Origin of the sequence: Agrobacterium sp. rho-13.3 (genome assembly GCF_033957765.2) — a bacterium.
Taxonomy (GTDB): Bacteria; Pseudomonadota; Alphaproteobacteria; order Rhizobiales; family Rhizobiaceae; genus Agrobacterium.
Genome location: NZ_CP192774.1, coordinates 2,473,728 through 2,500,209, shown reverse-complemented (window position 1 = coordinate 2,500,209; position 26,482 = coordinate 2,473,728). Strand labels below are relative to the sequence as shown.

At 56.0% G+C, this 26,482-nt stretch carries 18 protein-coding genes; 10 read left to right on the top strand and 8 right to left on the bottom strand.

Annotated elements, in window-relative coordinates; translation table 11 throughout:
• The first annotated feature begins 20 nt into the window (after nucleotides 1–20).
• The 7 genes from RMR16_RS12225 (at nucleotide 21) to RMR16_RS12195 (ending at nucleotide 9,393) form a co-directional block, all read left to right on the top strand.
• Nucleotides 21–899 (top strand): F0F1 ATP synthase subunit gamma, encoded by an 879-nt coding sequence (locus tag RMR16_RS12225; protein ID WP_320201409.1) that lies wholly within the window; start codon nucleotides 21–23, stop codon nucleotides 897–899.
• Between the two features lie 24 nt (nucleotides 900–923).
• Nucleotides 924–2,381: a F0F1 ATP synthase subunit beta gene (gene atpD, locus RMR16_RS12220; protein WP_320201410.1), complete on the top strand. Its 1,458-nt coding sequence runs from the start codon at nucleotides 924–926 to the stop codon at nucleotides 2,379–2,381.
• 73 nt (nucleotides 2,382–2,454) lie between these two features.
• Nucleotides 2,455–2,865 carry a F0F1 ATP synthase subunit epsilon gene (locus RMR16_RS12215; protein ID WP_320201411.1) on the top strand — a complete coding sequence of 137 codons (411 nt, stop codon included), beginning with the start codon at nucleotides 2,455–2,457 and terminating at the stop codon, nucleotides 2,863–2,865.
• Nucleotides 2,866–3,050: 185 nt separating this feature from the next.
• Nucleotides 3,051–3,875 (top strand): formate dehydrogenase accessory sulfurtransferase FdhD, encoded by an 825-nt coding sequence (gene fdhD / locus RMR16_RS12210; RefSeq protein ID WP_320201412.1) that lies wholly within the window; start codon nucleotides 3,051–3,053, stop codon nucleotides 3,873–3,875.
• A 108-nt stretch (nucleotides 3,876–3,983) separates the two neighbouring features.
• On the top strand, nucleotides 3,984–5,369 hold the full coding sequence (locus RMR16_RS12205) for a sigma-54-dependent transcriptional regulator (protein WP_320201413.1): 1,386 nt from the start codon (nucleotides 3,984–3,986) through the stop codon (nucleotides 5,367–5,369).
• Nucleotides 5,362–7,383, top strand: a complete 2,022-nt coding sequence (locus RMR16_RS12200) for a sensor histidine kinase (RefSeq protein ID WP_320201414.1) — start codon at nucleotides 5,362–5,364, stop codon at nucleotides 7,381–7,383. The genes RMR16_RS12205 and RMR16_RS12200 overlap by 8 nt, the downstream gene beginning before the upstream one ends.
• Nucleotides 7,384–7,737: 354 nt before the next feature.
• The gene (locus tag RMR16_RS12195; RefSeq protein WP_320201415.1) at nucleotides 7,738–9,393 is read left to right on the top strand and encodes an OFA family MFS transporter; all 1,656 of its coding nucleotides are present in this window, start codon (nucleotides 7,738–7,740) and stop codon (nucleotides 9,391–9,393) included.
• A gap of 60 nt (nucleotides 9,394–9,453) precedes the next feature.
• Here RMR16_RS12195 and RMR16_RS12190 read toward each other — a convergent pair whose 3' ends face one another.
• From RMR16_RS12190 to RMR16_RS12165, 6 genes are all read right to left on the bottom strand, one after another.
• Entirely contained in the window at nucleotides 9,454–11,226 is a 1,773-nt protein-coding gene (locus RMR16_RS12190) for a methyl-accepting chemotaxis protein (protein WP_320201416.1), read from the bottom strand.
• 291 nt (nucleotides 11,227–11,517) lie between these two features.
• Nucleotides 11,518–11,994 carry a chemotaxis protein CheW gene (locus RMR16_RS12185; RefSeq protein WP_320201417.1) on the bottom strand — a complete coding sequence of 159 codons (477 nt, stop codon included), beginning with the start codon at nucleotides 11,992–11,994 and terminating at the stop codon, nucleotides 11,518–11,520.
• A complete protein-coding gene (locus RMR16_RS12180) occupies nucleotides 11,994–13,772 on the bottom strand; it encodes a methyl-accepting chemotaxis protein (protein ID WP_320201418.1) in 1,779 nt (592 codons plus the stop codon). The genes RMR16_RS12185 and RMR16_RS12180 overlap by 1 nt, the downstream gene beginning before the upstream one ends.
• A 219-nt stretch (nucleotides 13,773–13,991) precedes the next feature.
• Nucleotides 13,992–18,152, bottom strand: coding sequence for a translocation/assembly module TamB domain-containing protein (locus tag RMR16_RS12175; protein ID WP_320201419.1), 4,161 nt, complete (start codon nucleotides 18,150–18,152; stop codon nucleotides 13,992–13,994).
• Nucleotides 18,153–18,197: 45 nt separating this feature from the next.
• Nucleotides 18,198–20,123 carry an autotransporter assembly complex protein TamA gene (locus RMR16_RS12170; RefSeq protein ID WP_320201420.1) on the bottom strand — a complete coding sequence of 642 codons (1,926 nt, stop codon included), beginning with the start codon at nucleotides 20,121–20,123 and terminating at the stop codon, nucleotides 18,198–18,200.
• A 171-nt stretch (nucleotides 20,124–20,294) separates the two neighbouring features.
• Complete coding sequence (locus RMR16_RS12165; RefSeq protein ID WP_320201421.1) at nucleotides 20,295–20,546, bottom strand: glycine zipper domain-containing protein; 252 nt, start codon at nucleotides 20,544–20,546, stop codon at nucleotides 20,295–20,297.
• A 376-nt stretch (nucleotides 20,547–20,922) separates the two neighbouring features.
• Here RMR16_RS12165 and hemA point away from each other — a divergent pair, with 376 nt between their 5' ends.
• Nucleotides 20,923–22,140 (top strand): 5-aminolevulinate synthase, encoded by a 1,218-nt coding sequence (hemA, locus tag RMR16_RS12160; RefSeq protein ID WP_320201422.1) that lies wholly within the window; start codon nucleotides 20,923–20,925, stop codon nucleotides 22,138–22,140.
• A gap of 6 nt (nucleotides 22,141–22,146) precedes the next feature.
• On the opposite strand, the gene RMR16_RS12155 is transcribed toward hemA, so the two are convergent.
• Nucleotides 22,147–23,100, bottom strand: a complete 954-nt coding sequence (locus tag RMR16_RS12155) for a bifunctional helix-turn-helix transcriptional regulator/GNAT family N-acetyltransferase (protein ID WP_320201423.1) — start codon at nucleotides 23,098–23,100, stop codon at nucleotides 22,147–22,149.
• A 108-nt stretch (nucleotides 23,101–23,208) separates the two neighbouring features.
• Nucleotides 23,209–24,408 carry a 1-deoxy-D-xylulose-5-phosphate reductoisomerase gene (dxr, locus tag RMR16_RS12150; protein ID WP_320201424.1) on the bottom strand — a complete coding sequence of 400 codons (1,200 nt, stop codon included), beginning with the start codon at nucleotides 24,406–24,408 and terminating at the stop codon, nucleotides 23,209–23,211.
• A gap of 135 nt (nucleotides 24,409–24,543) precedes the next feature.
• On the opposite strand from dxr, the gene RMR16_RS12145 reads away from it, so the two are divergent.
• A complete protein-coding gene (locus RMR16_RS12145; RefSeq protein ID WP_320201425.1) occupies nucleotides 24,544–25,236 on the top strand; it encodes a phosphatase PAP2 family protein in 693 nt (230 codons plus the stop codon).
• A gap of 11 nt (nucleotides 25,237–25,247) precedes the next feature.
• Nucleotides 25,248–26,480: an FAD-dependent oxidoreductase gene (locus RMR16_RS12140; protein ID WP_320201426.1), complete on the top strand. Its 1,233-nt coding sequence runs from the start codon at nucleotides 25,248–25,250 to the stop codon at nucleotides 26,478–26,480.
• The last annotated feature ends 2 nt before the right edge of the window (nucleotides 26,481–26,482 follow it).

Here is a 26,482-nt window from a genome sequence, read left to right as displayed (position 1 = left end):
ATGACTGGGACGGATAACGGATGCCTTCACTAAAGGATCTGAAAAACCGCATTGCCTCCGTAAAGGCGACGCAGAAGATTACCAAGGCGATGAAAATGGTCGCTGCGGCGAAGCTTCGGCGCGCCCAGGAAGCTGCGGAGGCCGCCCGGCCTTACTCGCAGCGCATGGGTGCCGTGCTCGCCAATATCGCTCAGGCGGTAGAGGCAGACGTTGCTCCGGTTCTGATGACTGGCACGGGCAAGGACGATGTGCATCTGCTCGTCGTCTGCACAGCCGAGCGCGGGCTTTGTGGCGGTTTCAACAGCCAGATTTCCCGTTTTGCCCGCGATCAAGCCCGCAAGCTGATCGCCCAAGGCAAGACGGTCAAGATCATGACCGTCGGCAAAAAGGGCTACGACAGCCTGCGCCGCGAATTCTCATCCAACATCATTGAGCGCATTGAACTGCGCGACGTGAAGAGGGTTGGTTTCGAAAACGCGGATGGCATCGCCAAGAAGATCATCGCGCGCTTCAATGCCGGTGAGTTCGACGTCTGCACGCTGATCTATTCCGAGTTCAAATCGGTTATCAGCCAGATTCCGACAGGTTTGCAGCTTATTCCTGCTGCGGTTCCTGCCACTCAGGTTGAGCAGAACGCGACGACCGCAATATATGAATATGAGCCGGATGCGGCTTCCATTCTGGAAGACCTTATTCCGCGCAACATTTCGGTTCAAGTTTTCCGGGCACTGCTCGAAAACGTTGCGGGCGAAATGGGTGCTAAAATGAGCGCGATGGATAACGCCACGCGCAACGCCGGTGAAATGATCCACAAGTTGACGCTGTCTTACAACCGTCAACGTCAGGCTCAGATTACCAAGGAACTGATCGAAATCATTTCGGGCGCGGAAGCGCTCTGAGGTTAAGGAAAGAGGGTAAGGATAATGGCTAAGGCAGCTACCCCCAAGAAAACCGCAGCGAGCACAACCGCGACCGGCAAGGTTACGCAGGTTATCGGCGCTGTTGTCGACGTGGCGTTCGAAGGCGAACTGCCTGCGATCCTCAACGCGGTAGAAACTGACAATAACGGCAACCGTCTGGTTCTCGAAGTCGCTCAGCACCTCGGTGAGAACGTTGTTCGCACGATCGCCATGGACTCGACCGAAGGTCTGGTTCGCGGTCAGGCCGTTCGTGACACGGGCGCACCGATCACCGTTCCTGTTGGTCCTGAGACACTCGGCCGTATCATGAACGTCATCGGCGAGCCGGTTGACGAAGCAGGTCCGCTGGTCACATCCGGCAAGCGCGCAATCCACCAGGAAGCGCCTTCCTACGTTGATCAGTCCACCGAAGGCCAGATTCTTGTAACCGGCATCAAGGTCGTCGACCTTCTCGCGCCTTACGCAAAGGGCGGCAAGATCGGCCTGTTCGGCGGCGCCGGCGTTGGCAAGACCGTTCTGATCATGGAACTGATCAACAACGTCGCCAAGGCGCACGGTGGTTATTCGGTGTTTGCTGGCGTGGGTGAACGTACCCGCGAAGGCAACGACCTTTACCACGAAATGATCGAGTCCGGCGTGAACAAGCTGGGCGGCGGCGAAGGCTCCAAGGCTGCGCTCGTTTACGGCCAGATGAACGAACCCCCAGGTGCGCGCGCGCGCGTTGCTCTGACAGGTCTGACAATCGCTGAAGACTTCCGCGACAAGGGCCAGGACGTTCTGTTCTTCGTGGACAACATCTTCCGCTTCACGCAGGCTGGTTCTGAAGTGTCGGCTCTTCTGGGTCGTATTCCTTCAGCTGTGGGTTATCAGCCCACGTTGGCAACCGACATGGGCCAGATGCAGGAACGCATCACCACCACGACCAAGGGTTCGATCACCTCGGTTCAGGCTATTTACGTGCCTGCCGATGACTTGACCGACCCGGCGCCAGCAACATCGTTCGCCCACTTGGACGCAACGACGGTTCTGTCGCGTTCGATCGCTGAAAAGGGTATTTACCCGGCTGTTGACCCGCTCGACTCCACGTCGCGCATGCTCGACCCGTTGATCGTTGGCCAGGAGCACTACGATATCGCCCGTAAGGTTCAGTCGACCTTGCAGCGTTATAAGGCTCTTCAAGACATCATCGCCATCCTCGGCATGGACGAACTGTCTGAAGAAGACCGTTTGGCTGTTGCGCGCGCTCGTAAGATCGAACGCTTCCTGTCCCAGCCGTTCTTCGTTGCCGAAGTCTTCACCGGTTCTCCGGGCAAGCTCGTGGCTCTCGAAGACACGATCAAGGGCTTCAAGGGTCTGGTTAACGGCGAGTATGATCACCTGCCGGAAGCTGCGTTCTACATGGTCGGTTCGATGGAAGAAGCCGTCGAAAAGGCCAAGAAGATGGCTGCTGAAGTCGCCTGATAATCTATCAAAAGGGCGCGTGGCTTTTTCACGCGCCTTTGCCCGTCGCGCAACATAGAAGAAGTGAATAGCCATGGCCGACACTTTCAAATTCGAACTTGTTTCTCCGGAGCGCCTGCTCGTATCCGAAACGGTCACTGAAGTTGTCATTCCGGCCACGCTTGGCGAAATGACAATTCTGCCGAACCATGCGCCTGTGATGACCACCATCAAGCCGGGTCTGGTGACCGTGAAGTTTGCTTCTGGTGAAACACACAAATACGTGGTTTTCGGTGGCTTCGCAGATATTTTGCAGACCGGCTGCACCCTGCTTGCCGAGTCCGCGACATCGGCTGATGATATCAGCCCGGATGATTTGCAGAAGCGTATCGATGCTGCCCGCTCTGAAATTCAGGAAGGCAACCATCACCACGAGCATCTCACCAAGCTCGAAAAGCATCTCTATGAATTGACGAACCTGCATGAGGTTCTCGTCGCCGCTTGAAAGCACCGGGCGGGTTCGAAAGAATGACTGCCCACAAAAGCGGAAACATCGAGCGGCCCTTATGGGCCGCTTTTTGTTTTTAAGATATTGCGCATGATTGCGGTTTTCTATGCGTACGAAGTCTGTAGAGATGAATATCTTTCCGCTCCGGGTCAGTTGCGTTGTCGATCGTTCGAGGTTTTGGAATGTCCGCGAAATCTGCTTATCAAATGGTAAACCGTATATCCCGGCGCGATGGTGTGGTCTCAGTGGGCAATCGCGCTGTTCCAGAAGAAGTGCCGGTGGCTTTTTCCTATGGCGGATCGACCCATGCGGTGATGATGGCAACCCCTGCCGATCTTGAGGATTTTGCCATTGGCTTCAGCCTGACAGAAGGAATTATTGCGGACCGTTCCCAAATCGAGTCCATTGAGGTGTTACAAACCGAGCAGGGCTACGATGTGCAGGTGACGCTGTTCAATGAGCAGGCCGATGCCTTGCGCGCCCGTAGGCGTCATATGGCCGGGCCGGTCGGCTGCGGGCTTTGTGGCATCGAATCCATTGAGCAGGCCGTGCGTCCTATTCCCGATGTCTCACGGTCGCAGCTGACGTTGCATGCCGATGAACTGACCACTGCGATGAGCGCATTGAATGATGCGCAGCCGATTTATCGCGAGACGCGCGCCGTTCACGGAGCCGGTTTCTATATTCCGGGTGAGGGCCTGGTTGCGGTTCGTGAAGATGTGGGACGGCACAATGCGTTGGATAAGTTGGCCGGTGCGGTGATGCGTGCAGGCCGCAGGGGGTCAGAAGGCGTGGTGGTTGTCACCAGCCGTATCTCTGTGGAAATGGTGCAGAAGGCCGCCATTATTGGCAGTCCGATTTTGGCGGCGGTGTCCGCCCCCACGGCGCTTGCCATCGAAACCGCAGATAAAGCCGGAATGACCCTCGTTGCGCTTGTGCGAGGGGATGATCTGGAAATCTTCACGCATTCAAGCCGGATCGAGATAGACGGGCTCGATGTCGAGTAATAGCCAGCATTCATTTTGAATTTCGCGTCGGCTTTGATATTCGTCATATGCATCATACCCGAAATAGCGGCACGGGCTGCCTTGTGAGGCTTGTTCCGGGAGAGCCATATGCAGCATGACATGATTCCGAAAGTGCGCAGCGTTGCCCCGGAGACCGATTTTGGTCCGTGGCTCGCCAAGGCATCCGTGCTGATTATCGATGACGAACCGGGCATGCGTAATTTCCTCATGCGAACGCTGGAAAGCCGTTGCGGTTTTGTGGATGAAGCCGCCGATACCGCAGAAGCCAGCCGCAAGCTGGATGAGCGGCATTTCGATATCGTGATTCTCGACAATATCATGCCGAAGAAAACCGGCTTGGAATGGCTGGCGGAGCAGCGGGCGATCGGCTTTTACGCGGACGCCATCCTGATGACCGCCTATGCCGATCTTGATACGGCCATTCAGGCCATTCGGGCTGGCGCTGCTGATTTCGTGCTGAAGCCGTTTCGATCCAACCAAATCCTCAATGCCATCTCGCGTGCATTGGACAGGTCCAATCTGCGGCGCGAAAATTCCGCGCTGAAATACCAATTGAAAACCGCGTCCGACCATATTTTCCTGCGTGATCGGCTGGTGGGGAGTTCCGCTACGGTTCAACAGACGCGCGATATGATCAGCCGCGTCGCACCACTTCCGACCTCGGTTTTGCTGACCGGCGAATCCGGTACGGGCAAGGAGGTTCTTGCGCGCTCCATCCATGAATTGTCGGACCGGGCCAGCAAACCCTTTGTTCCGATCAACTGCGCGGCCATCCCTGCCGATATGCTGGAAACGGAACTGTTCGGGCATGTCAAAGGCGCTTTCACCGGTGCAGAAAGTCGTCGTGAGGGGCTGTTTCTGCATGCGCAGGGCGGCACGCTGTTTCTGGATGAGATTGGCGAAATGCCCGTTGCGTTGCAAAGCAAGCTGCTGCGTGTGATCGAAGACCGCAAGGTGCGACCGGTGGGTGCCGAGCGGGAAGTTCCTGTCGATATACGTTTCGTCTTCGCCACCAATGCCGATCTGGCGGCTGAGGTGGAGGGCGGGCGGTTCCGGGCGGATTTGTTTTATCGCATCAACGTCATGCAGATTTATCTCGCGCCGCTGCGAGACCGCGAACATGACGTCTTCGAACTGACCGATCTTTTCATGAATAAGTTATCGCAACAACTCGGTATGCCGCCCGTTGCCATTGATGATACGGTGCGGGCCATGTTGCTCGCCTATCATTGGCCGGGCAATGTGCGGGAGTTGCGCAACTTCATTGAGCGCAGCCTTATTCTCGGTCGTTTTCCCTTGGACTTGCGGGGTGGCGTTTCCGCCCCCACCGCATCCGGCACTTTGGAAGAGGTGGAGCGGCGGCATATTCTGGCGGTGATGGAGGAAGTAGCGGGTAACCGGGACGAGGCGGCGCGGAGGCTCGGCATATCCCGCAAAACGATAGACCGCAAAATGTCGTTCTGGCATGGCTGAGAAACCGGCTGCGCCCAACCCCATAAACCCTGTGCGGTCAGTCCGTTTTCGGTTGCTGGCCATCGCGCTGTTGCCGACGCTGGTGATATTGCCGTTGTTGCTCGGTGTGACCATGGTGAGATGGAGCGGCAAGTTCGATGCGTTGCTCATCACCAAGGTCAATAGCGACCTGACAGTGGCGCACCAATATCTAGCGACCATTCTGGAAAACACCGGAGAGCGTCTGGAGGCCATCACCGGTTCATCGCGTTTGCGCGACATTGTTGTTGAAGGACAAGCTGCCCCGCTGGCAGGCTTTCTGGAAGAAAACCGCGAAAAACTGGGCCTCGATTTTTTGCTGGTTGTCGATGGCAAGGGTGCCGTGACCGCAAGTGCTGGCACGGCAGCAACGCAATTGCGTGTTGACTGGCCGGTACGGTCCACGGCTCTTGCCGGCAAAGCATCCTATGCGATGGATGTTTTCTCAGAAAAGGAATTGCAGGCTCTTTCTCCGTCCTTGGCTAAAAGGGCGCGGCTGGAGATTGTTTCGACGACGAATGTGGACAGTGAAGCACACAAAGTCGAAACGCGTGGGATGATGATCCACGCGGCAAGCCCCTTGCGTCTGCCGGGTAGCGAGCCGATGGCGCTGGTCGGCGGCAAGCTGCTCAATCAAAACCTCGATTTCATCGATACGATCAACGATCTTGTATACCGCGAGGCCAGCCTGCCCGAAGGCAGCCAAGGCACAGCGACTTTGTTTCTGGATGACGTGCGCATCAGCACCAATGTCCGGCTTTTTGAAAATCGCCGGGCTTTGGGAACTAGGGTGTCAGAGGCGGTGCATTCCGCCGTGCTCGGCGCGGGTCAGGTCTGGCTGGATAGCGCTTTTGTCGTCAATGACTGGTATATTTCCGCCTACGAACCGTTGGTGGATAGCTACGGCAAACGTGTCGGTATGCTGTATGTCGGCTTTCTGGAAGCGCCATTTGCGCGGGCAAAATACGAAACACTGGGCTCCGTTATCGCGGCGTTTTTGGGCATCACCATTCTCAGTATTCCGGTGTTCCTGCGTTGGGCGAGAGGCATCTTCAAACCTCTGGAGCGGATGACGCAGACCATTTCCCAGGTGGATGAGGGTGATCTGGGCGCGCGCACCGGGCTTGCCCCAACCGGAGATGAAATCGGTCAGGTGGCCGTGCATCTGGATGAGTTGCTGGAGCGGCTTCAGCAGCGGGAAGGGGAACTTCGGGCCTGGAATGAAGAGTTGAACGTGCGTGTAGAGCAGCGGACGCAGGAATTGCAGCTTGCGAACTTACGCCTCGAGGCCACCACCAAACAACTGGTCATGTCCGAAAAGCTGGCGACCATCGGCGAGATTACGGCTGGCGTCGCGCATGAGATCAACAACCCCATCGCCGTCATTCAGGGCAATCTGGAAGTGGCGCGCAGCATGCTGGGTGATCAGGCCGATGTGGCGAAAACCGAGTTCAACCTGATCGACGAGCAGGTTGATCGCATCAGTAGAATTGTCGGCAAACTTCTGCAATTTGCCCGACCGGAAGAATTTGCCGGCTACGTAGAGCGTCAAAGCCCCTCGACTGTCATTTCGGACTGTATGCCGTTGGTGAAACATGTGCTCAACCGGGCTGGCATTGAGGTTATACGTCGCGACGAGGCGATGGGGCTTCTGGCCATGAACCGGACGGAATTGCAGCAGGTGCTGGTTAACCTCATCGTCAATGCCGCACATGCGATGCCGGATGGCGGCACCCTCTCGCTTGGTTGCGTGGACGAGGACCGGCATGGCTCTCAAGGCGTGGCCATCACTGTGTCTGATACGGGTGTCGGCATGAGCGAAGAAGTGGTGGGCCGAATTTTCGATCCTTTCTTCACGACGAAACGCCAAGAAGGTACGGGCCTTGGTCTTTCCGTCAGCCAAATGTTGATTGCGCGTCAGGGCGGGGAGATCAGCGTGAAAAGCGCGTTGGGTGCCGGAACGGCATTTACGGTGTGGTTGCCGCAGGCGCGCTGACTGGTGTTTCCGCCCATCTAACACGGACGAAAAAACGGCGGACATATGGACATTTTGTCGCGCCGCCTTGGACATTTTGTCTCAATAGACCAATCCCTTAGAGCTATCGTTTTGATAAACAACAATTTAGTGTCTGGCACGCGAATTGCTGAGAGGTGTGGGCAACACTAGGCCTTTGTGTAAGAGCGTCCCGAAGAAGGAGCCGCCGCGCATTGGTCCGTGGGCTTGGGACATTGTTTCGGAAGGGTGAGGGCGTGGCCTGCAAGTTCAGCCGCAGGTCACGCAACGAGGACCGAAGCGAATAGCAACATCCAAATTCATCGCATTGGCTGCGATGAATGGAGGGACACACACATGACTGCGACCAACGAAACATTCGCGCCAGGGGCGACGAATGCCGGTCTTCTGGACCGTGAAAGAATCATCGCCAAACCTGGCTTCAACCGTTGGCTGGTTCCACCAGCGGCGCTTGCCATCCACCTTTGCATCGGCATGGCCTATGGCTTTTCGGTATTCTGGCTGCCGCTGACCAAGGCTATCGGCATCACCTCATCGGTCGCCTGTACCGATCTCAATCTTGCTTCGGCTCTGTTTACGACGACCTGCGACTGGCGCGTTTCCGACCTTGGCTGGATTTATACGCTGTTCTTCGTGCTTTTGGGCTGCTCTGCGGCCATCTGGGGTGGCTGGCTGGAACGGGCCGGGCCGCGTAAGGCCGGTTTCGTCTCGGCGATTTGCTGGTGCGGTGGCATGACGGTTGCTGCCATCGGCATCATGACACACCAATTGTGGTTGATGTGGTTCGGCGCCGGTGTCATCGGCGGTATTGGCCTTGGCCTCGGTTATATTTCTCCGGTTTCTACTTTGATCAAGTGGTTTCCGGACCGTCGCGGCATGGCAACCGGAATGGCCATCATGGGCTTCGGTGGTGGTGCGATGATCGGTGCGCCGCTTGCGGACGCGCTGATGCGCCATTTCCGCACCGATGTTTCCATCGGCGTTTGGGAAACGTTCCTTGTCATGGCGGCGATCTATTTCGTATTCATGATGGCCGGTGCATTTGGTTATCGCATTCCGCCTGCGGGCTGGAAGCCTGAAGGCTGGACAGCACCTGCTGCCAAAAACTCGATGATCACCACCCGTCACGTTCACCTGAAAAACGCGCACAAGACCAAGCAGTTCTGGATGATCTGGCTGGTTCTCTGCCTCAACGTGTCGGCAGGCATCGGTGTTCTCGGCATGGCATCGCCCATGTTGCAGGAAATCTTTGCCGGTTCGCTTCTCGGTTTGCCGGATGTGAAGTTTGCGGATCTGAACACCGAACAGCTGGCATCGATTGCCGCCATTGCCGCCGGTTTCACCGGTCTGCTGTCGGTCTTCAATATTGCGGGTCGCTTCTTCTGGGCGTCGCTGTCTGACCGCATTGGCCGCAAGGCAACCTACTTTACCTTCTTTGCTCTCGGCATCGTGCTTTATGCATCTGCGCCTTGGGCGGCAGGCATTGGCAACAAGGCGCTGTTCGTGGGTATGCTCTGCATCATCGTTTCGATGTATGGCGGTGGTTTTGCGACGATCCCGGCCTATCTGGCCGATATTTTCGGTACGCAATTCGTCGGTGCTATTCACGGACGTCTGCTGACGGCGTGGGCAACGGCTGGCATCATCGGTCCGGTCGTGGTGAATTACATTCGTGAAGCACAGATCGCGGCCGGCATTCCGCGTGCGCAGGTCTATGACTTCACCATGTATATTCTGGCCGGCATGCTGGTTCTCGGCCTCATCGCCAACCTGCTCGTCAAGCCACTTGAGGACAAGTGGTACATGTCGGACGCGGAAGTGGCGGCACTTCAGGCCAAAACAACGGCTGCAAGCAGCGGTCCATCCGGCTCCTTCGGCATTGGCAAGGGCGGCTTTGACGCCAAGGCTGCGATTGCCTGGGCCGTTGTCGGTATCCCGATTGTCTGGGGCATCTGGATCACGTTGCAGAAGACGTTCGTTCTGTTCACCTGATCAGAGCAAAAAAAGAAGGCGGCTTTCGGGCCGCCTTTTTGCATTTGTGAGGTCTGATTGTCAGAACTCGGTCCATTTTGCTGCCGCAGACGATGATGATGCGGAGATGCCGTGTCTGGCTGCGGACACCAGCCGATGAACCGGCGAGGCATCGTGCGTGCTGGTGGCATTGTCTTGCGTTGCTGCCGTCGTGTGCCCCACATTGAACTGCGTCAGCAATTGCCGCAGGCTTTCCGCTTCACGGGCGAGGCCATGGCTTGCGGCGGTGGTCTCTTCCACCATCGCGGCATTTTTCTGGGTGGCCTGATCCATGAGGTTCACGGCGTCATTGATTTCAGCAAGTCCGGTGGCCTGTTCTCGCGTTGCCTCAACAATTGCCGAAACATTCATATCGATCTGGCCGACCTGTTCTGCGATTTGTTTCAGCGCATCACCCGTTTGGCCGACGAGTTCCACGCCATTGGAAACCTGTTCGCGTGATTTATTGATCAGATTCTTGATCTCCTTGGCGGCACTTGCGGAGCGTTGGGCAAGCTCACGAACCTCCTGCGCCACCACCGCAAACCCCTTTCCAGCCTCGCCTGCACGCGCGGCCTCCACGCCGGCATTCAGAGCCAACAGATTGGTCTGGAAGGCGATGTCGTCGATGACGCCGATGATGTTTGTGATTTCGCCAGAGGACTGGGAAATCTCGTCCATGGCGCCGATGGCGCGGTGAACGATGGCACCGGAGCGCTCGGCACTCTGCTTGGTGGAACTCACCAGCTTGCCTGCTTCATCGGCGCGCCGGCTGGAATCCGTCACAGTCGTGGTGATTTCTTCCAGTGCCGCCGCGCTTTCCTCCAGAGAGGCAGCCTGCTGCTCGGTGCGGCGGGCCAGCTGGTCTGCGGCGGCGCGAATTTCTGAGGAGCCGGAGGCTATGGTTGAGGCATTATGCGACACCGTCTGCATCGTCGATCGTAGCGTCTTGATGACCTCGTTGAAGTCAGCCCGCAGGGCCTCCATGCTGGGAACGAACGGCGTATCCAGATGCTGGCGAAGTTCACCTTCGGCCAGTGAACGCAAGGCATGTCCCAGTGTCGAGATTGCACTCATGCGCGGCGTTACGTCGGTCGCGAATTTTACAACCTTGTAGACCTGGCCCTTATCATTGAGGATGGGATTGTATGCGGCCTGAATCCAGACCTCCTTGCCGTTTTTGCCGTAACGCACGAACTCGTCGGAAATAAATTCTCCGCTGGCCAGACGTTTCCAGAAGTCCGCATAGGCGCTGGAGGCAGCATGGGATGGCTCGCAGAACAGACGGTGATGTTTGCCAACAATCTCGCCTAGATTATAGTTTAGTGTTTTGCAAAAATTTTCATTGGCGGTGATGATTTCACCGGTCGGTGTAAATTCGATGACCGCTTGAGACCGGGATATGGCCTCCAGTTTGCTATTGTCTTCCTCAGCCTTGCGTTTTTTGGCGGTGATATCGGTGGCGATCTTCACGACCTTGTAGGCCTTGCCGTTGCGGTAAACAGGGTTGTAAGACGCCTCGATCCAGATTTCTTTGCCGTCTTTTCGGACGCGTTTGTACTGGCTGGCATCGAATTTTCCGCCGCCAAGACTTTTCCAGAAAGCGGCGTAATCTGCGGAGTCGGCGTATTCGCGATCACAGAAAATACGATGATGTTGGCCGACGATTTCCTGCAGCGTATACCCCAGTGCCGCGCAGAAATTTTCGTTGGCAGTCAGGATCGTGCCCGTCAGATCGAATTCGATCATGGCCTGAGACATCGAAAAAGCATTCAGGACGTTTCTATTATCCGCGTTTTTTCCCAGCCAAAGCATAGTGCCTCCAAACGAGCTGAAATGCCGCGGCAGTGCATTTTAATTCAATGTCGCGTGCGTGTTGATTCCCGGGTCAAGTTGCGGGAACGATAAATTTCATTCTCTAGTTTTATTAGATATTATTAATATTAAAACTACGTTGACGAGATTAAGGAAGTAAGTTCAATTTTTAAATTGCAGCACAATGGCGCTTTATGGCGCGCGAAGCCGAAGTAGAACCAAAAAACACGCCGCTCGAATTATTCAGGCAGCGTGTTCAACTTTTATTGCGGATTTTTGGAGAAGCGGCACTTAAGCAGCCAAATCTTCCAAGTCCGAGCCCTTGAACATCTTGGCGAGGTTCAAGAAACAAATCATGCCATGTTCATTGGCAATGATACCTTCCGAGAAGGACTTGTCAAAAGACGCGGATACTTCCGGCACGGGCTGAACCTGGATCGCAGGGATCGTCAGAATGTCCGATACGCGATCCACCAACATGCCGATGACCATGTTGTGCACTTCAGCAACGACGATGGCGCTGCGCTCATTGGCGACAGTGCTTTTCATGCCGAGCTTGTAGGCAAGATCGATAATCGGAATAACCGAGCCGCGCAGGTTCATCACGCCGATGACGTCTTTGGGGGCATGAGGAATAGGTGTCGAGGGAGCCCAGCCACGAATTTCACGGATCGTGGTGGTTTTGACGCAGAACTCCTGATCGTGCAGCCGGAACGCAATGATTTCCAGAGTGTCGCCGCCGAAATTCGCAGAATTAATCGTAACCATCAGAATTCTTCCCAATCCTTGTTCTGGGCTAGTGCAAGCGCACCGACGCTTGCGTATCCGGATTTTGGCATCCTGCCTGGTGTACGAACAACCGGTGCTCTTTCTTCCGGCTTCATTCGCGTATTCATAACAGAAGATTGTTTCCCAAATCTAAACTGAGTTAACAAATCGCGCAGAACATCAGCTTCATGTGCAAGGCTGTGGCTGGCAGCCGTTGTTTCTTCCACCATCGCCGCATTTTGCTGCGTATTGATGTCCATTGCCTCAACAGCATGGTTGATTTCTTTCAGGCCGCCGGCCTGTTCACGAGCTGTTTCCACGATTGCAACGACGTTGTTGTTGATCTCTGCAACCTGCATAACGATCTTGTCCAGCGCCTTGCCGGTTTCTCCCACCAGATCGACGCCTTCTTTGACCTGTTCAGACGATGTGGTGATGAGCGTCTTGATTTCCTTGGCGGCCCGCGCAGAGCGTTGCGCAAGTTCACGCACTTCCTGTGCAACAACTGCAAAGCCTTTACCCGCCTCACCGGCGCGGGCGGCCTCGACACCAGCATTCAGCGCAAGAAGGTTGGTCTGGAACGCAATGTCGTCGATGACGCTGATAATATTGCTGATTTCGTTCGAGGATTGCGAAATACGGCCCATCGCCTGAATGGCTTTGCTGACCACGGCCCCGGAATGTTCCGCCCCTGCCTTTGTCTTTGCAACCAGTTCCCCCGATTCCTCGGCGCGCACCGTGTTCTGGGCGATGGTTCTGGTGATTTCATTCAGCGCCGCAGAGGTTTGCTCGACAGCTGCCGCCTGCTGCTCCGTGCGCTTGGCTAGATTGTCCGAGGCTTCGCTGACTTCCCGTGATCCGGTTGCGATGCCGCCCACGCTGTCAGCGACATTGCGCATCGCGCCCTGCAATTTTTCCAGCGAACTGTTCAGATCCTGACGGACCTTTTCCAGTGTGGGTATGAAGGGCGTGTGGATCGTGGCTGTCAGATCGCCATTGGAAAGCGCTGTGAGGCTTTCGGCAAGCTCGTCAACCGCGCGCACCCGTTCGGTCACGTCCGTGGCAAACTTCACGACTTTGAGGACTTTGCCATCCTCATCGATGATCGGATTATAAGAGGCCTGAATCCACACCACTTTGCCGCCCTTGCCAATGCGTTTGAACTCGGCAGAGATGAACTCGCCTGCAGCGAGATTGTGCCAGAAGTCTTTGTACGCAGTGCTGTTTCGGAACTCTTCCTCGCAGAAAATGCGGTGGTGCTGACCGCGAATTTCGTTCAGGCTGTATCCGAGGCAGGAGAGGAAGTTTTCGTTGGCGGTGATGATTTCACCCGTGGTCGTGAATTCGATAACCGCCTGAGCCCGCGAGATCGCATCGAGTTTTCCTGCGTCTTCAGCGGATTTGAGCCGTGCATCTGTGATAACGGTTGCGAGCTTGATGACGCTCTTGACCTTACCGCCGATGATGATGGGGTTGTAGGACGCCTGAATCCAGATTTCGCGACCACCATTGGCAATTCTCTTGTACTGCTGCGCGTCGTATTTGCCTTCGCCCAGATTTTTCCAGAAGGTACGGTACTCCGGGCTTTGCACATAGGCCGGTTCGCAAAACATGCTGTGGTGTTTGCCAAGAATGTGCTCGGCGCTATAGCCCATCGCACGGCAGAAGTTTTCATTGGCAGACAGAATTTTTCCGTTGGTATCGAACTCGATCATTGCTTGGGACTGGCCCAAAGCAGTGAGAACAGATTTTGCATGCGTTCCAAGAAAAGAGAGCATGTGGATGAAACTCCGTTGCAATGAGCAACCCGTGCCCCTGCGGCTTTTGCTGTTGCGCGCGGACAAGATCAGTTTGGCTTCGTTCTAACCGCCAACTGTTCAAGGCAACAACAATTCATCTACAATAACATATTTAAGAATATCTGAATTTGCTGAATGTTGACATTCGATTAAAGCTTTACGCAAAAAATAGTAACGGCGGCTTTGCCTGTAACAAAATCAGTACTCTTTTTCGTAAAAAATACCTGCCGCACCTTCTCCGTCGCCGCCCGCTTCTCCGCGCAACTTCACGCCGCGCCCGACATCCAGATTGATGATGGCTTTGGCGCCGGAGCTTCCGCTCTGCTGAAGTTCCAGATAGGTGCGTTCATTCAAATATTTGCCGGCAGAAACACGCGCCTGACCTTCCGAATCCGTGGAAATGTCGAGATCGTCAATGCCCAGATTGCTGCGCAGGCTATCAAAGAGCGATGTCGAGCGCCCGCCCGCCAACTGCCCTGCGGCATCTGCCAGCCTTGCGATTTGCAGAGCCGAAAGCTTGGACATGGATTGTCCGAAAATCAGCTGCGCCATCACTTCGTCTTGCGGCAAGGCTGGCGATGAGGTGAATGCAAAAGCCGGATCGTTGGCGTTTCCGGTGACTGAAATCGTGACGGTCGTGGAACCGGCCGTCGATTCCGCGGCCATATTGAGGACGGGCACAAGGCCCCCGCCAAAGGTGATGTCGCCGGTGGTGAAGTCCAGACGCCGGGTCAGAATTTCCAATCTGCCACGCTTCATCTCGAAGCCACCGGACACCACCGGGTCAACGGCTGTGCCTTTGACCGTCAAGCTACCCGTCAGCTCCGCATCGATGCCACGGCCACGAACGAAGATACCGCTCGGCGCATTGACCTGAAGATCCAGGGTGATGGGGGAGGAACTGCCGCTGCCGCCCTTGTCGGCGTTCAGCTTTTGCTGCTGCAAACGCACGGCGGCGGGCGCGTTTTTGTGCTTCATATCGATTTGCGCCAGAGACGCGGGCAGACGTTCTGGAATGGTGATAGCGCTTTTCTCAAGCGTAATCGTGCCGCCCAGCACAGGAGAGTTCAGGGCAGGGCCTTTCAGTGTCAGGGTGCCGCTGGCATTGGTGGTGAACAGCGTTCCGTCATTATAGGCGGCGCGATTGAGGGTGATGGTGATATCGGCAGGGAAACCGGAGCCGGGCGTGATGCCGATGGTGCCCGAGCCGGATATCGTACCCCCGCCCGCAAGCTGGCCGGTCAATCTGGAAATCGTGGCCCTATCGCGATCAAAACTGATCGCGGCACCAAGGTTGTTGACCGTGAGGTTGCGGCGCACATCGGTGACGCGCGTGCCATTTGTGGTGATGCCGCCGGTGATGATGGGAGCACTGGCGGTGCCTTCTATCTTGACATCGATAGCGGCAGAGCCAGCGACATCAAACCCTTGTGCCGCTGTTTGCGCAGCCACTGCGCCAAACGGCAAATTGCCTTTGAACGCCATCGACAAAGGCCGGTTGCCACTAATGCCGAGCGTGCCACCGCCGGACAGCGCAAGGCCACCCTGCGCGGTGACACTGGTGTCCAGACGCAATGTGCCGCCTGCAAAACGGCCGTTGGCTTTGATGCCAAGCGCATCGAGACCGGCTGCACGGGTTTGGCTGACCGCCGCATCGGCCCATGTCAGGTCATAATCGACTGACGGATCAGCGGAGGCACCTTTCGCGGTTATCGTGCCGGATATGGTTCCAGCCGCATCGAGGCCTGGGGAAAAGGCATTGGCCAGACTGGCGGGGAGGGCGCGTATGGTGGCGTTGATATCAAGCGCCGATCCTGCCGTGCCGTTGACGTCCACACGCCCATTTCCGGTCTGAATGGTAAGGCCGGCAATACGCGCCGTGCCGTTGTTAATGGCGATAGAGGTCGGCTGCGCAAGTTTCACCGGAATGCCGAGGGGCGAAGCCGAAAAGGCATCGACCTTCACCGTCATCGGGGCTGCACCCGTATCGGCGCTGCCTTTGAGCACCAACGGTGCGTTGTCGTAACGCGCAGTCAGGTCGAATGCGGTTGCCGTTCCAGCGTGATTGATATCGAGGTTCAAACTGGAAATGTTGGCAGCACCGGCATTGATCGTTTCCGCCGTCACCTTGCCATTGGCTGCAAGTGCGACCAAATCATCGATCTTGAGATCGGCCACAAGCTTGGAAACCTTGGTGGTTCCCTGACCGATGGTGCCGCTGATAGCACGGATGGTTGCGGCTATCTTGCCATCCGCATTGGAAAGCGCCACGTCGCCCTTTACATCACCATTGGCCTGCTGGGCAGCAAGCGCCGCCAGCAACGAAACGTCGGGGAAGTCGAAGCTGAGAGTGCCGGATGGCAGGAATTGTGGTGTGAATTGCAAATTGCCAGTCAGCACATTGCGCCCAACCGTGACATTCAGTTGCGGGATCGCGGTGCCGTTTTCGGCTTGAAGCAATTGAGCGGAAGCATCGATGACCTGCCCATCCAGCGAACCGCTGGCCTGCAATTGTGCTTGCGGCGCGTTGAGATCGGCTTTGCCGTTGGCAGAGACCTTCAGCGCTTCAAGCGCGCGACCTGCCAGCGTGGCTTTGGCCGAATTGAGGCTGACCTTGAAATCGGCAGCGGTCAGTGGGCCATTGGCTTCCAGCGAAAAGCCCAGTGCACCGGCTGCCTGTGGCGTCAGCTTTTCAAGCGCGGGCAAGCGCCCGCCAAGCGTTGCGACCACATTGCCGTTCTCCAGCGCAACATTGCCATTTGCTTCGACAGTGCCGGATTTGACGACGAGGTTCTCAACACGGGTCGCCCCGCCAATCGTGCTGTTCACATAGGCATCGACGGCGATGGTCGTATCGAATTTTTCAGCGAGCGCCGGAGGCAAGACGGACGGAAGAATGAAAAGACGAAGATTGGTTGCGATATTGCGCGCAGACAGATCATAGGTGCCGCTGCCAGTGCCGCCAATGCTGGCGCTTTCCAGGGTGGCGCCTTCAAATGAGATGTTCTGCGGCGAGATACGCAGTGGTGCGTTCAGCTTTAACGGCGCTTTGATGGCTCGCTCAAGATCGGACGACGTCATCGCCGATTGCGCGACACTCACGGAGGTTTTCACTGTTCCGGTCTGGCTTGCGAGATTGAGATCGTCGCTGGTTGCCGACACTTTGACCTCATCAAACCGGCCCTGCGGTATGTCCAGAGACCGAAGCGATGTCGTCATATTCAGACGGGCCGCACGCGCATTGCCGCGAAGGGTCAGGTCAATACCGTTGACCAGCGCATTCAGGTCTCCACCGTCCAGCGGAAAGCGAATATCGACCGGCCCATTTGTGCCGATGAGATTTGCCGCAAGATCATTCTGCCCCTGGGGGTCCAGCACGCCGGATGCGGTGAGCAGCAGTTTTCCGGTTTCCAGATTGCCGCTTTCGACACTGACGCGGCCTTCAGGTGTGAGTGTTGCTGCCAGATCAAGCTTCGTCTGGCCCGCAAACAGTTGGCGTACCAGCGGCGGAAGTAGCATATCGGGCCGGCCACCACCATGAAGCTCGACACGGCGCGTGCCGTCAGCCGCAAGCTGATGAAGGCCTGTCAGATCGAGAACCTTGTTTCCCGCGACCGCGCCGCTGACCTTTCCAGTCCAGTTGGAAAGCGGGCCTTCGCCGTTGACGTTCAGCGCCACAGCCGGAGCATCCGGCAGGCGCAATAGGGTTGCCAGCAACCCACCCTGCGGTTCGTTGAGGGCTGCGTCCAGTTTCAACACGTTTTCATTGGGCACAAAGGCAATGTCTGCCGTCACCAGCGCCCGCGGCTCATCCTTGCGGTTGGCCGAAAGGGACAGCGCAATCGTGTTGCTGGTCGCGGTGCCGTTTCCTGTTGCTGCCAGTTCAAACCGGCGACCGGCGAGTTTTTCTCCCAGACTGATATCCGGCAAGGAAAGACTATCGATGGCGACGTTTACAGGTAAAGAAAAGCCACTCGACGTTTCTGGAGATGGTTCTGTCGGAGGTAGGGGAAGCCTGTCGAATTCGACGCTGCCAGCGGCAATCCGTTCCGCGTGAAATGTGCCGCGTAGAAGAGATAAGGGCGTCCAGTCGACCTCGATACCGCCGAGGCGTGCATAGACGCCTTCACGGTCTGAAAGTACCACACTGCCAAGCCGAAGATCGCCAGTCAGAAGCCCCGTCGGTGTCGAGAGTTCGATTGTCTGGTCGGGTGTGGAAACGAGTGCGGAAATCTTATCGGCAGCAAAGCGCGCGCCTGTTGGCGTAAAACCGATGAACAGAACTGCGAGCATCAGCAAACCAACACTGCCAAGAGCAATGTAGACGAACCATTTCAGCAATCGAATCAATGCGGTCATCAAAGGTAATCTACACTCTAAGGTTATCTCGTGATGCCGTTCTTATCAGAACGACTGTCCAATTCCGGCATAGATGCCGAAGTTGCTTCCGCCTTCATATTTTTTCAGCGGCATGGCGACATCAAGACGCAACGGGCCAAAAGGCGTGGCGTATCGAAGACCTATGCCTGCACCGGCGCGAATATCGGAGAAATCCGGCGCAATATCGGACGATACCACACCTGCGTCCACAAACGGCACGAGGCCGATGGTTTCCGTGACCTTGAAGCGTGCTTCAAGCGAGGTGACGACATAAGACCGCCCGCCCGTCGCATCACCCGCCGCGTTATACGGCGAAATTTCCTGATAGCTGTAGCCACGCACCGAGCCACCACCGCCTGCATAAAAGCGTCTCGTGGCGGGAACGTCTTCCAGCGCACTTGCGCCAACCAGAACACCCGCTGCGACCTTCCCGGCCAGCACCACCTGATCGTCTGAACCTAGGCCCTTATAGCCCGTCGTCGAACCTTCAAAGGTGGAGAAGAATGTGCCGTTCAGCGCCTCATAACTCGGTTTCGCAGAAACCGAAGCGCGGAACCCTTCTGTCGGGTTCAGTTTGTCATTACGCATATCCCGCACGAATTCCAGCGGTATGGATGTTGTCAGATACTGGTTGTTGCCGAATGCATCATCCGTATCGGTCCACTCGACTTCCAGTCCGGCTGATGCGGTATCGTAGTCGTTGAACTCGTAAGAGAAGCCAGCATAACCGGTGACGGATCGTGCGTCATAAGTATCAGGATGCTCGGTTTTGGCCTTCAGGCTGGTGGTGAATGTCGTGGCGGGATTAAACACGCCCGGTTTCGTAAAGATAATCCCGGCGGAATAGTCCATATCCTGCACATTGGATGCTTCGCCGAGCCGTGAAATGGCACCTTCAATACGCAGGGATTCTGCTTTTCCAAACAGATTGCGGTGGCCCCAATATCCCTGAAGGCCAATGCCTTCCGTCGTGGAATATTGCGCGCCAACGCCGAGGTAACGGTGTTTTCCTTCCGACACTTCAATGGTCAGCGGAATGCTGCCATTGCGTGACAGCGCATTGGCTTCCTTGATGGTGATGCTGGAAAACACACCGAGTTTGCGCAGGCGATCTGAGGCCTTGCGCAGTTTTTCCGGCGAATAGGGTTCACCACCGTTCAGACGCGAATAACGCCGGATGAAATCCTCATCGACCGTACGCTGACCTTTGACAGCGACGTCGCCCAGAGGCGCAACTGGGCCGCCTTCGGCAGACAAGGTCAGATCAACCGTGTTGTTGGCGTGATTGGCGACCGCTTCCCGCTTGGTCAATTTCGCAAGTGGGCGACCTTCCGATTTCAGATCGTCGATAAGCTTGTTGCCGCCACGAATGATCGCCAGAGAGCCAGCATCGCCGCCTGCGACTAGTCCATATTCGGCAAGGTCGCGCCCAACGACATCGCCTTCAAGGCGAATGTTTCCAAGCGTGAAAACCGGGCCGGGTGTGACGTCTATAACAACGGGGACAGGGCCGGAGCGATTGAAAGACGGATTGGGCGGAATGGAATCGATATCCTGACCGGCGACGGTCACTTTGACGATGCCGCCATACCGGGCGTTTTCGTAAAGCGAAGCGATCAGTCTTTCGCGGTCATCACGTGCACGGATAAGAAGGCCGAGATCACCGGATGCGGGCTTGTCGGGTTCGGATGTCAGCAGCGAGCTATTTTCAAGGCTCTGCTTCAGCTTCTCGTCGGCGCCCGGCGCGTTCAGCGTGACTTTGAAGGAAACCGGATCGAGAAACTGTTCTTCTTCCTTGTCCGACCCCCAAAGATTGATGCCGAATATCTTGAGAGCATAAGCCTCACGAACGAAACCCGGATATAGGACCATGGATGCCGCGACCGCGATCGCAGTGCCTGCCTTCCAGTACGCCATACTCTTTTTCTGGTCAGTCCGTGTAATCGACATACGCTACTTTATGGTTGAGCATTTATTATCGGCCCCACCGGTTTCCCGTCCGTTAATATGCCAGCTTAATCATAAAAGGTCATATTGGGCACCCAGAAAAGCGCCTTTTATACCCAGAAACGCAAAAGCCCCGGCGAACCGGGGCTTCCAAACATGCCATTTTAGGCGATGTTAGCGGCAACGTGCAGTGTATCGATCGCCGTTACGGTCACGATAATAGCAGTAGCCAGGTTCGGAAGCGCGTCCAATCAGGTAACCCGTTGCGCCACCGATGAGGCCGCCGACAGCTGCGCCGCGAACGTTACCGGTGATTGCGCCACCTGCTAAAGCACCGATGACGGCACCGCCGCCTGTGGTCTTTTCAGTCTGCGTGCAGCCTGCAAGCGCCAAGCCGATAGCGGCGAAAATAATAGCCTTTTTCATGAACTCTCTCCAACGTTACAAATGAGCTCTATGGCTCTTGGTAGGCGTCCCATAGATGTCTGCGGCGACTGCAACCTCCGACCGCAACAGATATCTAACAAGTCGAATGTGTTTATGGAAGCCTTTCCTTATGTGAGGCTACGCTCCCGGCCCAAATCGATTGTGCCCTACTGAACGGGGTCAAGAGATAAAAGTTCCATTTTTATGATGGTTTGATGTGAATCAATTTTACGCTTTAAAAAATCTTCTATAAATGTTTCTTGGAATGGTTCAAAAGTGGAGGCGAATTGACGCAGTTTGTCGCAAACAGCGTCAAGGGGGTTGACGGTTTAGGGGCGTGGACCGACAACGGCGATTAAGAATTCTGGAGCATGGAATGGACTTTGAGGCATACTTCAAGACCGAACTGGATGGTTTGCATTCGGAAGGTCGCTACCGCGTATTCGCCGATCTGGAACGGCAGCAGGGGAACTTTCCCCGCGCGACACGGTATGATGCCAATGGCGTAAAAAAAGACGTGACCGTCTGGTGCTCCAACGACTATCTCGGCATGGGCCAGAACCCCAAAGTCATCGAGGCCATGAAGGCAGCCATCGATCACTGTGGCGCGGGTGCGGGAGGCACCCGGAATATTTCTGGCACCAACCATTATCACGTCAAGCTGGAGCAAGAGCTTGCTGACCTGCACGGCAAAGAATCGGCGCTTATTTTTACGTCCGGTTATATTTCCAACTGGGCGACACTTGGGACGCTGGGCCAAAAAATTCCTGGACTGATTATTTTTTCCGATGCGCTGAACCATGCCTCGATGATCGAAGGTATTCGTTACGGTCGTTGTGAAAAGGTCATCTGGAAGCACAATGATCTTGAGGACCTTGAGGCGAAGCTGAAAGCAGCCGACCCTGCCGCGCCGAAGATGATTGCGTTCGAATCCGTTTATTCTATGGATGGCGATATTTCTCCGATCAAGGACATTTGCGATCTGGCCGATAAATACGGCGCCATGACCTATCTTGATGAAGTCCATGCGGTTGGCATGTACGGCCCTCGCGGCGGTGGCATTGCCGAGCGCGAAGGCCTGATGCATCGCCTGACGGTCATCGAGGGAACGCTCGGCAAAGCATTTGGCGTGATGGGCGGTTATATTGCCGCGTCCGAAGCGCTGTGCGATTTCATTCGCTCGTTCTCGTCCGGCTTCATCTTCACAACAGCGCTGCCGCCATCATTGGCCGCCGGTGCGGTCGCCTCTATTCAGCACCTGAAGGCAAGCCCGTTTGAGCGCGCACGTCATCAGGAACGCGTGCGCACATTGCGCTCGATGCTGGATAAAAGCGGTATTCCACATATGCCAAACCCCAGCCACATCGTGCCTGTCTTGGTGGGTGATGCGGCGAAGTGCAAATGGATTTCCGACATTCTGCTGGATGACCACGGCGTTTACGTGCAGCCGATCAACTATCCCACGGTGCCACGCAAAACGGAACGTTTGCGCATCACGCCCACGCCGCTGCACAGCGATGCCGATCTGGAGCATCTGGTCGGAGCGCTTCACCAGCTGTGGGCGCGCTGCGCGCTGGCAAGGGCGGTCGCCTGAGACTTATCATGGCTCGTGAGCGGGGCGCTTTCGTACAAATCGCTGCTCCATCACTTTGCTACCCCATTGGTTGCCGGGACGTTCCTCAATGATGGAAAAACCGCTCGCCTCATAAAGACGGCGGGCGGCATCAAGACCTGAAAAGGTCCAAAGGTGGGTTTCCGAAAATCCCCTTTCATCGACAAATGACAGGGCGGACGCCAATAGCGTCTTGCCGATACCACCGCCGCGAATGCTGTCATCGACAATAAACCAGCGCAGATGCGCAACTCCCGATCCCATATCTTCTCCATCGATGGCGATAGAACCGCCAACCTCAGCACCGCGCAGTGCCAGCCATATCGCATTGACCGGGCGGTCGAGGCGATTGCAAAACTCAGCAAGGCCGCTGGCGACGACGGATTCGAACTGCTGGCCGAAACCGGAGGTGCGAGCGTAATACAGCGCATGCATCTGGGTAATGCTTGCGATCAAGCCGGTTCGATAACCGGAGACGATTTTGATCTGTGGCGGCTGCGGATATTGTTCTTCAGCGGCGAGTGCCTTGGCATAAAGGCGAAGCCCGTCGAACACCACCTGCTCATCGCCGGGATGAAGGCGATCAAGCGCACGGGCAACTTGAGAGCGGGCAAAGTCATGGATTGCGGCCACGCGTCGGTTTCCGTCGGCGGTTACGGTCAGGTGTTTGCGTCTGCTGTCGAGTTTGGACGGTGTTTCAAGAACATCTCCCGATGACACAAGCTTGCGCAGCATCCGGCTGACGCTCGACTTCTCCAAACGCAAAAGTACCGCAAGCTCTTGGGCGGTAATGCCTTGACTTGCTTCGATTTCAATCAGCGCATGGACAGCGGAGGGCGGAAGGGCCGTTCCTGCAAATGGTCCTCCCATGAAACCCAGTTCACGAACAAGCTGCCGCGATGCAAGACGGATGTGATCGATGATCGGTGATGGGGCAGACATAGGGCCTCAAGGATATAGTTGAATGATGCAACTATATCCTTGCTTTCTCTCTGCTGACAAGTGCCAATATAAAAAAGCCTGTCTCGATTTGCTGATCAGGAGCGGTTTTTATGCGGCCTTTTGCTTTTGCAGAATCACTTCCTGCGCATAGATGCGGGCCTGATCGTCGGCAGCAAAAACCTCTTCGATCGTGTCGGCCTTTTGCCCGTCATTCATCCGGTCCATGACGATCTCCACAATCTCGGCCATGTCGAGGAAACCGATCTGGCCATCGACAAATGCGTGAAACGCGGTCTCATCTGCTGCGTTCAACACCGCCCCCTGTGCGCCGCCGCGTTGCAATGCGGTTCTTGCCAGCCGCAGAGCCGGAAAGCGAACCTCGTCGGGTGCCTCAAAATCCAGCCGCGCAAGTTTGGCAAAATCCAGTCGTTCGACATCGATCTTTCCACGGGCAGGGTAGGTCAGGGCATAGGCGATGGCGGTGCGCATATCCGGGCAGCCAAGCTGGGCGATGACCGAGCCATCCGTATAAGCAACCATGGAATGAATGATCGATTGCGGATGTACGATCACCTCGATCTGGTCCGGACGGAGATCGAAGAGATATTTCGCCTCGATCATTTCCAGTGCCTTGTTGAACATGGAGGCACTGCCGATGGAAACCTTCAGGCCCATCGACCAGTTGGGGTGAGCGCGGGCGACATCTGCCGTGACACCAGCCATCTGTTCACGGCTGAAGGTGCGGAATGGTCCACCGGATGCCGTCAACACGATGCGTTCGACGTTCTGTTTGTTTGCCGGCTCAAGGCATTGAAAAATGGCGCTGTGTTCACTGTCCACCGGTATCAGCGTGCCGCCACCATGGTTGACGGTGCGGATAAAAACATCGCCTGCGGAAACGAGGCATTCCTTGTTGGCCAACGCAATATTTGCGCCGCGCCTGGCAGCCGTTAGTGTCGGCTCAAGACCGGGGGTGCCTGCGATAGCGGCCATGACCCAATCGGCCTCCATGGCAGCTGCTTCCTGCAAACCGCTTTTGCCAGCGGCAACTTGAATACCGCTGCCCGCAAGCGTGTCCTTCAACGCCAGATAATTTTCATCGTCTGACGTGACGGCCAATTTGGCGCCAAAAGCGATAGCCTGTTGTGCCAGAAGCGCAATATTGCCCGCGCCGGTGAGCGCCATGATGTTGAAACGATCAAGCCCGCCCAGTTGGCGGATGACATCCAGCGTGTTGGTTCCAATGGAGCCGGTGGAGCCAAGAATGGTCAGTTTTTCAGGCGAAGGCGTGCCCTGTGGGTTGGTCATGTCAATCCGGATTTTCTTAACGACGTCTTTCAAGCCTCTACAAGTGAAAGGTGGGCATAACAAGGAGGAAAACCCCGCTATTGTTTTTGCTACCTCCGAGATACATAGTCCAAGCTGTTGAAACAGAGGAATTGCATGCGACGCTTTTTCGTTTCCAGTGGATGGATTTTCGCGGCGACCTTTATTCTGGTGCTGGTCTTCATTCCGTTTGACGCGGGCATTTCTCAAAAGGCGCAGGCACTTCCCGGCCCCGTTGTTGGTTTCAACAAAGAGATTACCAATTTCGGCACCTTCCGCTGGATGCTTTATAGCACTGGTCTGCTAGCGATTATTGCCTATATCGTGGCGCGTGTTCTTACGACCCATTCATATGCCAGCCGCATCCGTACGGCATGGCGACTGTTTCTCTATTTCTTTCTGACAATCGCCACTGCTGGCATATTGGTGCATTTGCTAAAATTCCTCATTGGTCGCGCAAGGCCTGAATTGTTTCCGGAGTTGGGGGCTTACCGCCTCACGCCTTTTACCGGCAATGATCTCTATGAGAGCTTTCCGTCCGGTCATTCCACGGCGGCGGGTGCATTCTTCGGGGCTTTCCTGATGCTGGCACCGCGCTTCCGTTTCGTGTTCATCGCTCTTGCGCTGGTCATCGGCGTGTCGCGCGTTATCGTCGGCGCGCATTATCCGAGTGATGTGGCGGCGGGTCTGTTGCTTGGCACATGGACGGCGATGGCTTTTGCTTTCATTTTTGCGCGGGCGGAGTGGCTGTTTCGTTTCGATGCGAACGGCTGGCCGCATCCGAAAAACGAACCACGTCCGACGGCTTAACGGGATTGCTAATGGAAAATACGGAAATTCGTTCAGTGCAGTCCATAAAAACCACAGTCGCGATCGCGGGCGGTGGGCCTGCCGGTATGATGCTTGGCCTTTTGATGGCCCGTGCCGGTGTGGACGTCACCGTGATTGAAAAACACGGTGATTTTCTGCGGGATTTTCGTGGTGATACGATCCATCCCTCGACGCTGGAAATCATCGAGCAACTCGGCTTCATCAAGGAGTTTCTGGCGCTTCCCCATACGCAGGCGGAAAAACTTCACGCGGAAATTGGCGATCAGAAGGTAACGATTGCTGACTTTTCATGGCTGCCGGTGAAGAACCGCTTCATCGCTTTCATGCCGCAATGGGATTTTCTGAACTTCATGGCCGGAAAGGCCGGGCAATATGAAAACTTTCGTCTGCTGATGAATGCGCCGGTGACGGATCTGGTTCAGCACAATGGCCGGGTGCGCGGCCTTAAGCTCGCGACACCGGAAGGAACCATGACCGTCGAGGCCGATCTGGTGGTCGGTGCAGATGGGCGCAATTCCGTGGTTCGGGAAAAAGCAGGACTGGAAATTCAACGCTTCGGCGTTGCAACCGAAGTGCTTTGGATGCGCCTGTCAAAACAACCAGATGATCCGACCGAGACGATGGGACATGCCGGGCCGCAGCAGGGTTTCGTGCTGATAGACCGTGGCGATTATTGGCAATGCGGTTATGTCGTGCGCAAGGGGTTCTTCGCAGACATTAAAACCAAGGGTCTGGAAGCATTTCGCGACCGTGTGGCCGAGGTTTGCCCGCTGCCGCGTGAGCGCTTGCTGGAAATCAAAAGTTGGGATGACGTCAGCCTTTTAACCGTGCGCATCGACCGGCTGAAACAATGGTGGAAACCGGGTGTGATCTGCATTGGTGATGCGGCCCACGCCATGTCGCCGATTGGCGGGGTGGGCGTCAATCTGGCCATTCAGGATGCGGTGGCGGCTGCGAATGTACTGATTCCGGTTCTGGCAGTTGGCCGTTCCATTTCCGATGCCGATCTTGCGGCCATCGAAAAACGCCGGTCTTTCCCAACAAAGGCGACACAACGCTTGCAGTTGATGATGCGCAGCAAGAACAAAAAACATCAGTCCGATGCCAAAACATCCAAAGGCCCACCCGCCTTCGTGCTGGCCATCATGCGTTTTCCGTTGCTGGCGCATCTGGCAGGCCGCTTGATCGGTCTCGGCTTTCGGCGGGAGAAGCTGAAATACTGATT